This window comes from Enteractinococcus helveticum, assembly GCF_001657475.1.
Classification (GTDB): Bacteria; Actinomycetota; Actinomycetes; order Actinomycetales; family Micrococcaceae; genus Yaniella; species Yaniella helvetica.
The window spans coordinates 1-16,778 of sequence record NZ_LXEY01000007.1 but is presented as its reverse complement, the minus strand read 5'-3'; the positions used below and the strand labels follow the sequence as shown (position 1 = coordinate 16,778).

At 52.3% G+C, this 16,778-nt stretch carries 11 protein-coding genes; 6 read left to right on the top strand and 5 right to left on the bottom strand.

The features are described 5' to 3' along the window. Nucleotides 1–7: 7 nt before the first annotated feature. Nucleotides 8–505 carry a hypothetical protein gene (locus A6F49_RS01340; protein WP_043056083.1) on the bottom strand — a complete coding sequence of 166 codons (498 nt, stop codon included), beginning with the start codon at nucleotides 503–505 and terminating at the stop codon, nucleotides 8–10. 836 nt (nucleotides 506–1,341) lie between these two features. Here A6F49_RS01340 and A6F49_RS01335 point away from each other — a divergent pair. Further along, nucleotides 1,342–2,421, top strand: coding sequence for an acyltransferase family protein (locus tag A6F49_RS01335; RefSeq protein WP_082911519.1), 1,080 nt, complete (start codon nucleotides 1,342–1,344; stop codon nucleotides 2,419–2,421). Between the two features lie 137 nt (nucleotides 2,422–2,558). Here the strand turns inward: A6F49_RS01335 and A6F49_RS01330 are convergent, their stop codons facing one another. Together A6F49_RS01330 and A6F49_RS01325 are read right to left on the bottom strand one after the other, a co-directional pair. Further along, nucleotides 2,559–3,146 carry an Ltp family lipoprotein gene (locus A6F49_RS01330; protein WP_043056085.1) on the bottom strand — a complete coding sequence of 196 codons (588 nt, stop codon included), beginning with the start codon at nucleotides 3,144–3,146 and terminating at the stop codon, nucleotides 2,559–2,561. A gap of 264 nt (nucleotides 3,147–3,410) precedes the next feature. Further along, nucleotides 3,411–4,334, bottom strand: a complete 924-nt coding sequence (locus A6F49_RS01325; protein WP_043056086.1) for an immunoglobulin-like domain-containing protein — start codon at nucleotides 4,332–4,334, stop codon at nucleotides 3,411–3,413. A gap of 106 nt (nucleotides 4,335–4,440) precedes the next feature. On the opposite strand from A6F49_RS01325, the gene A6F49_RS01320 reads away from it, so the two are divergent. Next, complete coding sequence (locus A6F49_RS01320) at nucleotides 4,441–6,243, top strand: thiamine pyrophosphate-requiring protein (RefSeq protein WP_043056087.1); 1,803 nt, start codon at nucleotides 4,441–4,443, stop codon at nucleotides 6,241–6,243. 30 nt (nucleotides 6,244–6,273) lie between these two features. On the opposite strand, the gene A6F49_RS01315 is transcribed toward A6F49_RS01320, so the two are convergent. Beyond that, nucleotides 6,274–7,320 carry a LacI family DNA-binding transcriptional regulator gene (locus tag A6F49_RS01315; protein ID WP_043056088.1) on the bottom strand — a complete coding sequence of 349 codons (1,047 nt, stop codon included), beginning with the start codon at nucleotides 7,318–7,320 and terminating at the stop codon, nucleotides 6,274–6,276. Between the two features lie 158 nt (nucleotides 7,321–7,478). Between A6F49_RS01315 and A6F49_RS01310 the strand changes: the two genes are divergently transcribed. Beyond that, entirely contained in the window at nucleotides 7,479–8,831 is a 1,353-nt protein-coding gene (locus tag A6F49_RS01310) for an MFS transporter (RefSeq protein WP_043056089.1), read from the top strand. A gap of 53 nt (nucleotides 8,832–8,884) precedes the next feature. After that, nucleotides 8,885–10,180 (top strand): amidase, encoded by a 1,296-nt coding sequence (locus tag A6F49_RS01305; protein ID WP_161485751.1) that lies wholly within the window; start codon nucleotides 8,885–8,887, stop codon nucleotides 10,178–10,180. Between the two features lie 912 nt (nucleotides 10,181–11,092). Here the strand turns inward: A6F49_RS01305 and A6F49_RS01300 are convergent. Further along, nucleotides 11,093–11,407 carry a hypothetical protein gene (locus A6F49_RS01300; RefSeq protein ID WP_150119339.1) on the bottom strand — a complete coding sequence of 105 codons (315 nt, stop codon included), beginning with the start codon at nucleotides 11,405–11,407 and terminating at the stop codon, nucleotides 11,093–11,095. Between the two features lie 819 nt (nucleotides 11,408–12,226). On the opposite strand from A6F49_RS01300, the gene A6F49_RS01295 reads away from it, so the two are divergent. Together A6F49_RS01295 and A6F49_RS01290 are read left to right on the top strand one after the other, a co-directional pair. Beyond that, complete coding sequence (locus tag A6F49_RS01295) at nucleotides 12,227–14,452, top strand: AAA family ATPase (protein WP_161485750.1); 2,226 nt, start codon at nucleotides 12,227–12,229, stop codon at nucleotides 14,450–14,452. Beyond that, nucleotides 14,442–16,244, top strand: a complete 1,803-nt coding sequence (locus A6F49_RS01290; protein ID WP_052500035.1) for a UvrD-helicase domain-containing protein — start codon at nucleotides 14,442–14,444, stop codon at nucleotides 16,242–16,244. The genes A6F49_RS01295 and A6F49_RS01290 overlap by 11 nt, the downstream gene beginning before the upstream one ends. Nucleotides 16,245–16,778 lie beyond the last annotated feature (534 nt).

Here is a 16,778-nt window from a genome sequence, read left to right as displayed (position 1 = left end):
ACTCCGACTATGCCGTGTTGGCCTGAGCAGAAGGGCTCTGGTTAGCCCTCGATTCCAACCAGCGCTGTACGACATGGATGTTATAAAGAGGGCCCTGGCTCGTTTTGATAACGGGGTCAGGAAAACTATCCTTCTCAGCTAACTGCCGAGCACGCTGCCTAGATACACCCGCAATTCTCGCGATTTCAGCGAATCCAACCACTTTCGGATACACCGGTTCGTTGAGTTCGTCATGAAACTCGTCCTGATTCTGGGCCCCTACTGCCGTAATGGTTGCTTCAGCCTCTGCGATTTCAAGCACCTCAATTACTGCCGTGTGTGCGAGATCGAGGGCCGCACTCCAATTTTTCGCATCAACGGTGAGCGCCGCTGACCCCGATTTCCTATCACGCGCCATACTCATGACGGCAGCAAAATCTTCAAGACGCTCACTCATGTCAAAGGCAAGGTCATCCGAAAACGGGCGAGTAGTCCTAAAGCCGATACTGATATACCAGGTTTCCATGATCTACGCCTCTTTCCGTGTACCAGGTGATGTAGGTAAAGCCGACTTTCAAACACGTGCACCAGACAAAAATGCTCGGGTCGCTAACGTCATAGCAGCACGAACCCTGATCGTTTGAGCTGAGCTAGCATGTTTTCCCATGATCGTGCGCCTCTAGCTCTGCCGTGGATTGCAACTATTGATTTTGATTCATCCGGTGGAGTTGCTATCCAGCCTTTTCGAGACTCTTTGATCAACCATCCCTGGTCTAAGAGTTCCTTGAAAAGTGCTCTGAGCCGCTTCTCCATGGGCATTCGCTCCGACATCAGACTTCCCTCTTGTCGATGACAAGCATACGAGGCAACCGCGACCCTTGCCAACGACAAGGGTGAGCGTTGTTCCCTGACTACGCTTGGAGTTATTGATGCCATCGGCCTTAAGATTCATCGGTATCTTGCCTCCTCTTACAATCACAGCACCAATGCCTGCCCCACGTGATCCCGCACCTTGTGTTTGTGGATAACTTTTGATCCACAAACTTCTTGACCAGGGAGCACTGGCTGGGGCACCCTGGTCGGCATATCTGAATATAATTTAGGCCCGGATTAAACCAATGAAACCCCTTGCGAAACCCAAAACCCCCTACATAAAATAACTGCCAATGGTAAAGACCGCCTGGCCAGGCACCCAATCACGGGGAATCGACCAACGGAATGCACGGGCTAGAAGTACTCCATGCAAACCGGAGCGATCTATAGCCACATGGTCCCGGGCGAGTGTTTCGAGACAACGGCTGCAGCACGGGCCGCTGGCTTCCACATTTCAATCGGTGATCGGCTCACCACCACACACTTACCATGTCTATAGAGAAGTGGTCGACCGTGTCTACAAACCGATTGGATTGGGTTGATACAGCAAAAGCTATATCAATAATTCTGGTAGTTGTTCTCCATTTACGGGATCAATTCGAACAATTTTCGTTGCAGTCACCACAGCTGGATTTCTTCACAGAAGTATCTGCAAATCTGCGTATGCCCATGTTCTTCGCTGTGGCCGGGCTGTTCGCGAGTAAATGGCTGAGCAAATCCTGGCGAGACCTCGGTCAGGGGAAACTCGCACTGCTGGTATGGGTATTTATCCTGTGGCAGCCCGTGGTTTTTGCCTATCGCCTACTGGTCCACTGGGTCCTGGATGGTCTCAGCTGGCAATACACCGCAGAACAAGCTTTGCGGGTGTTGGCCTCCCCTATCAGGCCCAACGGTGAACTGTGGTTTCTATGGACTCTGGCACTGTTTTTCGTCATCGGTCGATGGACCGCAAAATTTAGCCCCATTGCCCAGGTTGCCACCGCGGCCTCGGTCTCGCTCATTTGGATGACGCTGGTCGAACCATCCCTACCGGAAATCGTGTACGACGCCATCGGCAGTGGATGGCACGGGATCTTCCGCTATTACTTCTTATTTATCGGCTTTGCCTTATTTTCCAAACAGATCAGAACCGCAGTCTCCCACCTCAAATGGCACACGTCAGCACTGCTCTTTTGCATCTGGTTGGATGCCTCTCTGCTCGCTGCGTACTACGAAATCCCGCCGAACGCTTCCCTGTTCATTCTGTCGCTCCTTGGGGTCGCGGGAGGCATCGGGCTTGCCAACCTCATTGGCGGATTAGCCCTACTTCGATACCTTGGCCGTCAGACGCTTCCGATATACCTAGCGCATAGTGCGATCATCGCAATCTTCTTGTGTGAGATCACGGCTCTCGGACTGACACCTGCTGTGACCTTCAATTTGTACTTATCAACCCTAATTCTGACGACCGTGGTCATAGCGTGCGCACTTGGACTGTCTCAACTCAAACCACTGAAATATATGTACCAGCGGCCCGCCTTCCCGTCAGAGCGCGTAGCATCACCGTCGAAGCGAAAGAGCGTTGCCTAACCGCACAGATTCCCGTTCCCATGTGCAGTTAAAGAATGACGACGACGCAATCAGCTCCGCATAAGAAAAAACCTTGCGTTCGCACTACACGGCAGTACGAACGCAAGGTTTTTATATAGAACCAGAAGAGACCCGGGTTAAGGAAGATTAGCGATCGCGTAGTCTGCTTCCTCAGTCGTGAACTGGCCACCGTATTCGCTGGTCAATTGATCGTGAATCGCTGCGGGCGACATAGCCATCGTGTCTTGATAGGTAATTGCCGATTCCAGCGCGTTGTTGTTCCAGTCAGCTTCTACATTGTCTACGGCATATTGTGCAGCTTCTTCAGTAAACTGACCACCGTACTCACTTGTGAGCTGATCGAAAATCCCAGCCTTGGACATGTGCATCATGTCAGAATAGGTTTCTGCGCTACGTAATGCCGAACGATGCTCAGATGGAACATCATCTTCGACGGGTTCTTCCTCGACGACTTCAGCGGGTTCTTCTTCGACTTCTTCAGGAGTCGTTTCAACCTCCGCCTCTTCTGTTTCTTCCGATTCTGCGTCCTGAGTTTGCTCAACTACGCTCGGTGAAAATGAAGGTTCCGCCTCAGCTTCGCTGTCACCGCCTCCTGCAAGGTTCGAGATAACCCCGATCCCGACGATGACATACAGCACGATCATCCACCAGCGCTTCCAGATCGGCTTCTTCGTTTTTTGCAAAGATTGTGCTTCAGCAGTCATTATGCCTCCATGAGTGTGAAAAGAGTGATGATGAGAATGCTTTGAGTAGAGCACCTCGGGTCGAAGTCTACGTATCGACCGACATCACCCAGGAGAAGGCTTCGGGAAATTACTTGAAAAAATCACCAATCGATAGGGTGATTGACCATGAAAACTTCGAAGGCACAAGACTGAACAGGCGGACTAAGCGTAGACCGCTACCGACCAGCCAGAAACATCAGCAGGTCGGCAGCGGCCGGTTGTTATGTAGTTATCGGATCGCGGTTAGTTCGCGGACTTATTGCGGCGAGATACCCACCAGGCGGTGAGGCCTGCACCCACGCTGAGCAGACCACCGAGGGTCAGCAGCAGTGCGCGCCGGGTACCGGTGTTCGCCAGAGAACCGTTGCGTTCAGCGTTGTTGACGATCTCTTCAGCGTCGTCAGAACCGGAGGCCTGCTGACCGCCGGTCTGGTTCGAGCCGTTATCGTCAGTGTTGCCACCGGTGTTACCGGAGTCGTCTCCGTTGGAACCACCGGGTTGGCCACCCTGATCGTCGGTGTTATCCGAATCGTCAGGGTTGCCGTCGTCACCTGAGTTGTCATCCGAGGCTTCGGTGACGGTGATGGCGCGGGTGGCAGAAGCCTGGTTTCCATTGGCATCTTCGACCATGTAGGTCAGCACGTAGACACCTGGGGTGGCGGTGTCCAGCGAGCCGATGACCTGGATGTCGTCGGTCAGATCTCCATCGGTGTTATCTGTCGCGGAAACACCGGCCATTGGATCAAACGCGTCCCAGGCAGTAATGGTCGCATGCTCGGGCACGGTCAGCTCGGGGGCGACGTCGTCGGTTCCGGCGGCGGTTGCGGTGAAGACACCCATCTGGCGGGCTTCACCGGTTGGCAGGTCCTCGCCAGTCTCGGCGTCACTGCTGGTCACGTACCAGGCGTAGGTTTCACCTTCAGTCAGTCCGGACCATTCCACGGTTGCCGGCCAACCGGAGCGGGCAGTGTCTTCGTCGATGACCTCATCGGTTGGGGTGGTGACCATCATCTGGTCGGTGGTAAATGAGGTGCGTCGCGTCTCCAGCTGGATCGGCAGTCGAGTGTCGTCTTCGGTGCCGTTATAGCGGGAGCGGTCGTCATATTCGGTGGCCCCGAAGTCATCCAAGTGCGGCGAGTAGGTGTCCCGCAAGAAACTTACCGCCATCGTCCGCCTAGCAGTTCAGCACACTTACACCTGCCCTCTTGTCAGGACTCCCCGAAAGTGGTCGGATGAAAACATCACCCGAATCGACGCATCAAAGGTACTTACCATGGCAACATCAGTCAGCGACTTTATTATCGATCGCCTCATCGCATGGGGTCTACACCACTGGTATGGATACCCGGGTGACGGTATTGGCGGCTTCGACGGCGCGATGGGACGCGCCCAGAAACAAGGCAAGAACTTCACCTATATTCGGCCCACTCATGAAGAAGAAGCGGCGTTCATGGCCACAGCCCATGCAAAATTCACCGGCGAAGTCGGAGTCTGTGTGGCAACCTCAGGCCCGGGTGCACTGCATTTGCTCAACGGTCTGTACGACGCCAAGGGTGACAACACCCCGGTGGTAGCCATCATTGGTCAACAAGCACGGGTTTCCTTGGGCACCGAATTCCAACAGGAAATCAACCTGGAACGAACCTTCAGCGATGTGGCAGTGTTTGTGCAAACAGTCACCACCCCCATGCACGCACAATTTGTGATCGACAAAGCGGTGCGGATGGCCAAAGCCTACCGCGGCCCTGCTGTGGTAATCCTTCCCGCCGATGTCCAAACACTGGACATGGAAGAGCCTACAGCCGAGCATTTCGTCTCCCGCACCGGGGTAGGTTATGCCGAAGACCGTCTGTGTCCTGACGACACCGCACTGGCCCAAGCCGCTGCTGTGCTCAATGCCGGGCAAAAAGTTGCCATGCTGGTTGGCCAAGGCGCGATTGGCGCAACCGATGAGGTCCTTGCGGTCGCGCAACGACTCGGCGCCGGCATCTGCACTGCCTTATTGGGCAAGCAAGTCGTACCCGGCGACATTGACTATCACACCCAGCAACTCGGTTTGCTGGGTTCACGCCCCAGCTACGACATGATGCAAGACTGCGATACCTTACTCATGGTCGGAACCAACTTCCCCTACGGCGAGTTCTTACCACCCACCGGTAATGCCCGCGCAGTCCAACTCGATCTGTCACCACGGCACCTCGGGGCCCGCTACCCCACCGAAGTGAATCTGTGGGGTGACGCAAAAACCACGCTGGCAGCTCTCCTGCCGCGACTGGATCAGCATGATCTGGACTGGCAGAACACCATCGCCGAACAGATGCGCGAATGGGACGAAGAAAATGATCGCATCGCCCTCGCTGAGGCCAGCCCCGTGAACCCACGGCGAGTCTTCACATCATTGAATGACCGGCTCCCAGACAATGCGATCATCACGTGCGACGCCGGTAGTACCGCCGATTGGTACGGCTTTCACATCAAGCTGGGTCGAAACCAAATGGGCAATCTCTCCGGCCGCATGGCCTCTATGCTGGCGGCCATGCCCTACGCTATCGCAGCAAAATTCGCCCATCCACAGCGTCCGGTGGTGTGCACTATTGGTGACGGCGCCTTCCAGATGTTGGGCATGAACGGCCTGCTCACGGTCAAACGGCATTGGCAGCAATGGGATAGCCCAACGTTCATTGTGATGGTGTTGGATAACGGCGACTTAAACCAAGTCTCTTGGGAGATGCGAATCGCCGGTGACCCGCGCTGGGATACCGCCCAACTTGTGGAGCCCATGGATTATGCAGGTTATGCCGAACTGCTGGGCTTTAAGGGCATACGGGTAGAAGATCCAGCGGACATCGACGCGGCCTGGGATCAAGCCTTTGCTGCAGACCGGCCAGTAGTACTGAGCGTGAAAACCGATGCGAACACCCCGCCCCTGCCTGCTCACATAACGCTTGAACAAGCAGGTGGATTGGCCAAGTCGTTGTTGACTGGCGACCCAGCAATCGCACGAGTCATCAATCAAAGTGTGCGCTCAGGTGCGGCCCGTCTATTTGAACGTGTGCGCAACAAGCTCAACGAGTAACCGAAAGACGGCAAACGATTGCACGCCTTATCAATTTTGCCGCGGCACAGTTGTAGAGGCCCGCACGATCAACGACACTGGTAGCTTCAGCGAAGACATCTCCCCCTCATTGATTCCTCGCAGCAACTGCTGTAGTGCAACGGATCCCATCGGCGCTGCAGGGGAACTTATAGTGGTGAACGGCACGGGTAGCTGAGACACCAAGGGGATGTCGTTATAGCCCACCAGAGAGATATCACGCGGGATACTTAGACCTCGATCTCGGACCGCTCCTGCAACCCCGATCGCCGCGGTGTCATTGACCGCGAAAATAGCAGTCGGCGGGTCGGCCAAGTTCAACAGTCTGTGAGCACCCGAAATCCCACCCTGAACCTCAAAATCGGTATGCACGATGAGTTCCTCATCTACTTCTATCCCTCTGCTAGTGATTGCCTCTATGCAGCCTTGCGTACGATCCCACGCAGTACTTGCATGGCGGGGCCCTGCCACAATCCCAATCCTGCGGTGACCTAAGTTCACAAGGTGTTCTCCAGCTAAATAACCGCCATGATAGTCGTCAGTCGTGACGGCATGGAGCTTGCCGTCTGCGCGCCTATTGACTGCGATGGTTGGAATACCCGCGCGAAGAATCTCTTCCACCATATCCGGGCGATCTAAGTGGATGGAGCTTACGATTAACCCGTCAATACGCCGTGACGCCAACATTTGAATACTCTGCAGCTGAGCATTGACTTCGTCTGGAGGTGTCGCCAAGAGAATCTGATACCCGGCTGCAGTGGCGGCTTCCTCGATAGCTTCACATGTTTGAGCAATAACGACATCGGTGAGCCGAGGCATCACGACCCCGATAGTGTAACTGCGATTCGTGCGCAACCCCGCGGCCATGAGGTTGGGCCGATATCCCATCTGCTCAGCTATGCGGTGTATGCGTCGTACAGATTTCGAAGCATCAGGAGACTCAGGGTCCCGCTTCAGCGCCCGCGAAACAGTAGAAACATGCACTCCAACTGCATCCGCGATGGCCTTGAGCGTTGGCTGACCGTGAGCAGCCGGGGCTGGCTCAGTTTCGTTGGACACTTAAATTCCCTCTTGACGAAGTGTGATTCAAGTCTCTAGCATACAGGTCATGAGGTGTTGCAATCGATTGCAACACCTCAGCGTTGAGAGACTCAGTTCTTGAGACGGCAGCTGCTTTTATTGATATTTTCTACTTCTAATCCACTTGTGAGGATTACATGACGACTACCTCGACACCTTCGAATACGACGAGCCAGTCACCCGCAAAGGTGGCTTTTGCCAGCTTCGTAGGTACTGCTGTGGAATGGTATGACTACTTCCTATTCGGTACTGCTGCCGTGCTCATCTTCAACCATCAATTTTTCCCAGACCTAGATCCGCTCGCCGCGACGTTGGCTTCGCTCTCGACGTTTGCGGTCGCTTTCGTCGCACGTCCCCTCGGCGGGATCGTCTTCGGGCATTTTGGAGACAAGGTGAGCCGAAAGACCATGCTGGTCTGGTCGCTTTTGGCAATGGGCATTGCCACCTTTGCTATCGGTCTACTACCAAATTACGCGACGATAGGTGCATGGGCGCCAGTGCTGCTGGTCTTCCTGCGCGTCGTGCAGGGTATTGCAGTGGGTGGCGAATGGGGCGGAGCAGTCCTGATGGCGCTTGAACACGCGCCAGAAAATAAGAAATCATTCTATGCGAGTTGGCCTCAGGCTGGGGTTCCCGCAGGAGTGGTCCTATCGAGTTTCGCTTTCTATCTCGTGCAGCTCCTACCAGATGACCAGCTCAACGCATGGGGCTGGCGCCTTCCGTTCCTATTCTCTGCAGTCCTGATCGCCGTCGGATTAGTGATCCGTCTCAAAATCACAGAATCTCCCGAATTCGAAGACATGAAGGCGCAGCGTATGGAAATCAAAGTCCCACTGTTCGAAATGCTACGGACCGCCAAACGCCCGTTATTGATCGGGACCTTCGCTCTGGCCGGCTCAAATACGCTGTTCTACGTCGCAACCGTGTACCTGCTGTCCTACGGGACCGACGCGGTGCAATTTGATCGAGGTACGGTACTGCTAGCCATAAGTGTCGGCGCGATTATCGACATCTTCGCGATCCCGTTGGTGGCAATCCTTGCAGATAAATTTGGTCGGCGCACGATGATGATCTTTGGCTCGGTAGTCACTGTGGTGGCAGCGTTCCCGATCTTCTGGCTATTCAATACCGGCACGACCTGGGGCCTCTTCACAGCGCTCATCCTGGCCCTACCGATCGCACACTCATTTGTATACGCCACCGTTTCTGGCTTCATCGCTACGCTATATCAACCAGAAGTACGCTTCACTGGTACTTCTATGTCGTACCAATTGGGAGGCATTCTGGCCTCCGCGCCAGCACCAATCCTCTCCACCATGTTGTTCGCTGAATTCGGCACGTATGCTGCCGTAGCGTGGTACTTGGTCATTGCCAATGTCATTGCGTTTTTAGCGGTCCTATTTGCACCGAAGGATCGACCTACACACCAACCATCCCAGCAAACCGTAGTGACTGTGAATGATTCCATTGTTCTACAAGAGGCACGATGAATACTCAAATCTCAGAGATATACTCTCTACGTTCAGCGCTCGATAACGGATCAGTGACAGCAAAAGAGCTGTCTGAAACTGCCATTCGCAGAGCAACGGCTGCAGATGACACTTTTATTACCATCGCTCAAGATACCAGCCGTGCTGAAGCATCAGACAGACGGATCCAGGCTCGCGAGATTCGTAGCCCATTGGAGGGCATCCCTATCGCGGTGAAAGATGTGATAAATACAGCCGACCTCAAAACGACCATGGGCTCAAATGTCTTTGCAGATTACCAGCCCACGCAAAACGCCACATTGGTACAGCAGCTCGATGATGCAGGGGCCAACATCATCGGCAAAACGAATACCCAAGAGTTCTCATACGGTATTCGAGGAGATTCAGGAGCATTCGGGGTCGTTACCAACCCTTATGATCCAACGCGAATTGCTGGTGGTTCCAGTTCTGGATCAGCAGCCGCAGTTGCCAGAGACATTGTCCCCTTAGCCGTAGGCACAGACACTGCCGGTTCTATTCGAGTGCCCGCGGCACTATGCGGAGTCGTTGGCTTTAAGCCCACTTTTCAGCTCTTGGATACCACCGGCATATTTCCCCTGGCCCCGTCCTTCGACACTGTAGGTTTCTTGGCCTCCACAGTGCAAGACATCGCAGTGGCAATGGCGACGCTACTTCGGGAAAAGAACATGAGCGAGGCGCTTTCAGCGCCTAATCTGAGGTATGCCGTACTAGAAGACAACCTCATCTATGGCGGCCCTGGTCTCAAGGATCCACACGCATTAGAGGTCGTGAATTCGCTATGTGCAAGTCGAGTCTCGCACCCCGTTGGCAGTGGGACTGATTTCAATTTTATGGAACTGTACAACGTTGTCAGAGCGCGTGAAGCGTTCCTCATTCACGAACCATACGTGACCCAAATGCCAGAGAAATATCAGCCGGACATACTCATGCGAGTCAAAGCTGGTGAAACCATTTCGGAGACACAGGTGGCAGAGGCGCAAGATCAAATCGCAAAAGCAGCGCTAGTGTATGAGCAGGCTTTTGCAAACACTGATATCTTACTGAGTTCAACTGTGCCCATCGAAGCGCCCCTTCTTCACGAGAAAGCCTCCAGCGCCGAAGCATTGATGTCTCAATGCGTGATCTGGAACCTTCTAGGATGGCCCGCCATGACTATCCCATATTGGATCTCGGACAGTCCCCTCCCTCGGTCCCTTCAAATCATTGGAAAACCAGGGCAAGACGCGAAGGTCATAGCAGCGGGTACGCACCTTGAAGACTTATTGAACACCGGAGTTCAGGGACGTGGAATAACATCGACGCCGAGGTCGAAGACACCAATTGCTTGAATAGTCACCTAGACACTTTGACGAACCATAACGGTCGTTGTTGCGCTTTGATTTTAAGGAGCAGCAACGACCGTCTCACTTTCTGGTGCGGATCATTCGGAAGCTTCAGGTCGGATAAGAGATAACAATGGCTGCTACTTGACGGAGGGACCAACTGATGACTGACGACGAGCTGCGGATCATCGCTCACAGAATCCCTCGCACAACGACTCGACCGTCCGATGGCATCTTAGGCATCATCTTCCTCCTTGTCGTCCTCGCACAGCTACTCATCACAGTCCCGACTGACCACCAAGTTGTGCTCTCGGTCGTCAGCTGGATCTTTTGGGGTGTGCGTCGCCGAGTTCCTATAGCGCGCGTATGTTGCTCGGTTCCAGGCGCACTTTTGGCGCAAAAACTGGTGGCAGGTTATTTCTCTGCTGATGCCGTTTTTACGTTTCTTCCGTGCGTTACAGTCCCTGCGGCTCTTAAGCGTCGCAAGATTTGGCTCAGTGCTCTCACCGGGAGTTCGCGGATCACGATGCGCAGAGAAGTTGCTCTCGAACCGGGTTGCCTGACTGGTCGCTGTTACCGCGATCATTATTCTGGCTGCCAGTCAGCTCCTCTATTTATTTACTGATTCCCCAAGTTATTTTGATGCCCTCTACGAGACCGCACTGGCCACGGTAACCGGATCCGGCTTCAGCGCAGACACGGTCTTCGCCCGCTGCCTCCACGTCATACTCGCCATATTCTATGTGGTGGTATTCGCTACGCTCGCCGGCACGCTCGGTGCTTACTTTCTGCGTCGCGAGCCAGAGGCGGAAGAAGACTCCTCAGCTGAACCTGGCCACACCAATTCCCTGTCTGGATCAAGCAGTTCCCGGTCCCACGAATGAATCGTATTCTATAGAGAAATGTTCGGCACTAGCGCTAGACAGAATCATGAAGAGACTCGTGCCTCGCCATCGCGACGCGACTGGTAAAACAGGTGACACCGTTATCTGCGTGTTCCTCGCAGTAATTCGTCACCGAAATCTGCCGCACCGATTCCTCGGTGTCGCGTATTGCCACATCGTCGACGAACCAGGAGATGATCAGCGTATCGCTGTGGCCGTTCTCAATAAGTTGTGTCACGGTATAGAGACGATGCTCCTGCGGTGCCAAGCTCACCACGGCATCGCTTTGGCCCTCGGCTTCGCCTTGCGGTAGGAAGACCACTCCCCCGGCGATAAACAGAAACCACACGGCAATCAAGACGATAAGCGCCCGAGTGACATGCTTCAGCGCAACCTTTGTTATGCCAGTGTGTGTTGCCTGGTCGCTGCAGGTAATAGGTCATCAATGCTCGTTTCGTTTCTCGGCGCGTAGCAACGTTTGAAGGGCAGATTCTTACCGTGCTTGCTCGGCAGTTACGCGCCGACGCCAGTGTATTTTGAACATCGACCCCTCAACCAAAACGCTGTGATACAAACACAGTGAACAATGAGCGCCCGAGGTACCCTTCAACGAGAAGCTATTACAATATCGGTGCCACTTCTTTTTCCGAAGGCGTGATGTCGTCGAGAGTCAGCTTGCCCTCAGACCAGCTGCAGCAAAACGGTGACGACGACGTACTTCGTCACACGTCGCAGCGGCCAGACCATGGCGGGCTCCACGAGGTCCTGGGCTTCGAGATCTGTGAAGCCCCCCCCGTTCCGGTGACCCGGTACCATTGGGAGTAGCGCCAACGCCACGGCACTTTCCTCTTTCCAAGTCGTGAAGGCTGGACGCATCGTGGGTAGGACAAGCGAGCCTCAAGATGCTGTGAGTTCAGACGGATTAAACCTCTAGACGGTAATTATCCTAAAGGAACTAGCAAGCATTTTGCGAGGCCCGACCATGGTATATGGCACTCGAACTCACGCCTGAACTCATAGAAGAATAAGTGAAATGCTGCGTTCGCTTTAAACTGCGCAAGGGGCCGCACGCGGGTCATCATTAATCTGCGGCCACGTTTAATCACCCTTGTCATTTAGACTCGCATATACACACTCACCCGCAGCCTCTTTCAACAGACTTGAAGAAGTGACAGAATTGGCCAAGCCATACACAACCCCTGATAGCCACACGTTAGCAATCTCAAAAGTCCATATAAGCAACTTCAGACTGTTAGCAAATATTGATATTAATCTTTCGTCTGATGGGTGGGCCGTAGAAAACCACCCGGAGAAGAGTCACCCTTCCAACGAAAGAACAACGGACGCACGTGATCCTGTGACAGTTCTTATCGGTCACAACAACAGCGGAAAGACGTCGCTAGCCGAAGCGCTCATCCGTTTCACAAGTGCGCAATCCCCCAAGTTCAGCCTCCAAGACTTCTCATCTTTATGTCACGAAGAGTTCTACAACGCATGGCAGGCTTACACCACCGCAGAAAGCTCTACTCTCCACTCCGAACGGGAAGTTCAAGCTCGGGAAAGACTCCCCGAGATACTAGTTCGGTTCCATATCTCTTATAGTCCCGAGATGCCATCCTTCGGACCACTATCTGAGCTGATCATCGACCTAGTCCCAGAGTGCAACACGGCAATTGTCGAGATGAGCTACAGTCTGCAAAACGGTAAGCTCTCAGAACTTTTCGGCGGGATCACTCCTCTTGATGCGACTACCGAAGAGGAAGAATTGAAGCACTTCTTGGACGCGTTGCAGCCTCGGATACCAAGGTTATTTGAACGTACGATCACCGCAATTGATCCCACGAACCCAAAGAATCGTAAAACTGATATACCTATCGAGCGGCTCCGCCAACTTATAACAGTCGACTTTTTACAAGCACAGCGGGGCTTAGACGACGAAAAAGAACGGCCGAAAGATCCACTAGCTCAAGTTTTTCAGTCCCTATTTGAAGCTGCGTCACATTCAGATGATGACTCAAGCCAAAAAATGGTGGCAGAACGGTTACAAAAAGCTGTGGAGGGGGTAGAGCAAGAGTTAGGTGGGGAAATGAGCGACATGATGCGCGCTCTGAGCCCCGCTCTTGAAGACTTCGGATATCCCGGCCTAGCGAGTTCCGCCATTGAAGCGAAAACCAGCCTTGATATATCCAATTTACTCAGAAGCTACACTACCCTTAGCTATCCGGGCGACTCTGGTGTGACTCTGCCAGAGTCTTACAGTGGTTTGGGATCGAGAAATTTAATACTCATTCTTTTCAAGCTTCTTGCGTATTACAGAATGTACGTCAACCGGGGAGACAAACCTGGGCTTCACCTAATTTTCATCGAAGAACCTGAAGCCCATCTTCATCCGCAGATGCAGGAAGTATTTATTGAGCAGCTGGGTCAGATTAACTCGATCTTTTCGAGAATCCATTCAAGAGACCGAGGCACTGACGATGTTCTAAAGCAAGGAACAAACACCGAGCTGTACTGGTCCCCACAATTCATTGTCACCACTCATTCGTCGCATATTGCAAACAGAGCTCCTTTTTCGACAATCCGCTACTTCCGTGTACCAGCCAAGAACGGCCTCTCGAAAAGAGAGACTCAAATCAAGGATTTGAGTACAGCTGAAGGCCTTGACTCCGCTTTTCTTCATCAGTATTTAACTCTTACTGCTTCGGACTTGTTCTTCGCAGATAAAGCTATCTTGGTGGAAGGCACCTCGGAACGTTTACTAATACCTGCCATGATAAGGAAAGAAGTCCCGGAGCTAGCTAAGCAGTACGTTAGCATTCTTGAGGTTGGTGGCTTTTACGCCGATAAATTCTATCCGCTACTAGATTTCTTAGGTATCCAGACACTCGTTATTACCGACTTAGACGCCGTCGATGCAGACGGAAAGAAAAGTTGCGTGCATCAGGGCGTAGCGACCAGCAACACCGCGATCAAAAATTGGTTTAATAACAAGAAAATCACTCCGGCAGGACTACTGGAGCCAAGTGCATCTGTAAGAAAGATTCAAGCAAATCGCCGCATTGCTTACCAAATCCCAGAAGACGGGCTTCAATCATGTGGGAGAACACTTGAAGATGCCTTGATTTTTGCGAACCCTTCACTATTTGACTTGAACCTCACCAGACCAGAGAGCGATAAAGGAAAAAGCGAAAACGTTACATACAATGAAGAAGAAGCACTTAAGAAAGCCAAGAAACTCCATAAAACTACATCAGCCATAGAGTTCGCAGTGGTAAGGGATGATTGGGGTACTCCAAAGTATATTTTAGAAGGCCTGCTTTGGCTAGCAGGTACCTCCCTGTCCTCAGTTGCCCAGCAACCTGCCGTACGAATGGCGGAGATAAATGATGCCTAACCTACGGACCGCAGAAGGTCTACTATCCGCAGAAGAAGCGGCGAAAGTAGCTTTCACCGATGTGAAGCTCGCTATTCAACAGAAGCAAAACTTCAAGCTCGAAGCAGCTGCCGGCGCTGGCAAAACTTACACTCTGATACAGACTCTCAACTGGTTGTTGAGGGATCGTGACACATTTTTGCCCCTCGAGCACCAACGAATCGCGTGCCTCACTTATACAAACGTTGCTTGCGAAGAAATAATATCGCGCACTGATGCCAATCCACTTATCTTTGTTGCAACTTTGCATAAATTCTTGTGGGAGATGGTCTCGCCCTATCAAGAAGCGCTCTCTCATGAACTATCTACAATCGACTATTGGAAGAGTGCGTTTCAAGAAAATCCATCGGCTGTTACTCTACCTGTAGAGTACGATTTAGGTTTCCGTCGAATACATGAAGACCGGGTCTCAATACACCATGATGATGTTCCCATAGTAGCGACTGCACTATTTGAAAATCGCAAGTTTCGGAAACTCATTACAGATAAGTTTCCGATTATTCTAATCGATGAGTACCAAGACACACCTGAGGGATTGATTCAATCTATTATTTCTCGAACTGACTCGGGTAACGAACCGTTAGTCGGGCTGTTCGGCGATGCATGGCAAACGATCTACGACAAGCGATGCGGATCAATCGATCATCCGTCTCTCAAGATAATCGAGAAGCCTTCGAACTTTCGTTCGGATCACTCTATTGTAGACCTCCTAAACCGCATGCGGCCTGAGTTGATACAAACTCCCTCGGATGAGGCCGATACGGGAACTGTAAAGATTTATCACACTAACAATTGGCCTGGACAACGACTCACGCATCACTTTAAATCGCAGATCTCACACCAGGCGGTTAGAACGTGTCTAGATTGGATACGCTCTAACGAAGGCTCACGCACCGACAATGCCAAAACCTTGATGTTAACTCATTCCGTCATTGCGCAAGAGATGGGGTACCCTTCGCTTCCAAAGATTTACCGTGACAATGACACCTTCGCCAGGAAAGAGGATCCCGTAATTGCGTACCTGATAGATGTACTTGAGCCGGCCATCAAGGCATTCCAGGAGCAACGCTTCGGTGACTTCTTTCATCTAGTCTCTGGAGCCCGAGCCTCTCTGCGAGCACCGTCAGACAAGAAACGTTGGTCAGATCTCTTTGAAGCTATTATTCTGGCTCGCACCACGGACACGGTCTCAGAAGTTATAAGCTTATTACTCAACCAGGACTTGTTTGCAATTCCTTCAGCAATTACACATCTTCAGTCGAAGCTAGAAAGACATAACAGTTCAGAAGCCGTAGATGAGGAAGAACTCGCATCCTCAAGAAGACTGACTGAATACAGGGATTTATGTGAGATCCAATATTCGGAGATTATAGCGCTGCGAAATTATATGGACGAAGGTTCAGTCTTTTCTACTAAACACTCAGTCAAAGGCGCCGAATTCGACGACGTAACTGTAGTCGTAGGAAGAGGATGGGCTAACTATGACTTCGGAAAAATGTTGTCGTGGTACAACGCTCGTCATTCACTTAACGCTGAAGATCGCGTTAGATTCGAAAGATGGAGAAATCTCTTCTACGTTGCAGTTTCGAGAGCCCGACGTAACCTCACCCTTCTAATCGTTCAAGATTTGGATGAGACCGCAATGCAGACCCTTGAGGACTGGGTTGGGACGGAAAATATAGCCTCCATAGAGTTCAGCGATGATGAGAATGTTAGCGAAGTCAAGTTCGAAGGAAGTGACAGCAGCTTTTGAGCCTAAAAGACTAGCGTGAACTTTTCGCTCCCCGGGCAGGTAAGCAAAGGTGCCAAGTTCTACCATTCTTCCGACTTCTTGGCTGAGGCTTCTTTCAGTGATGCCGTCGTGTGTCGTCACTGGGTGTAAAAATTCTGAAATGACCACAGAGTACATCAATGCACCTCTGTCTCCGTAGCGGATTATTGTCAGCCAAAGCCGCCATGGCATAAACGCCTGCTAATCGTACAGCTGGGGAGCCGTCACCCAGTGGGGATGCTGCGGCTACAAAGTCTCGGTTGAACTTGTCATCTTCAGCATCGCGCTGCTTCCGATAGCTGACGACTAATCACACTGTAGCCACAGTTAGAGTCACAACGCCGCCCGCTGTTAAAATCTCTGTCATGCACCCATCCCTTAGATATCTATGGTCTGCCCTGCGTTTTTCGGACACCTTGTTGATGGGTTTTCTTTAGGCTGCGGTGGCAAGCTGGAGTCCACCATAGTGGACCTCGGCGGGCCGTTGGTAATCTAACGCTGAGTGACGTCTACGAG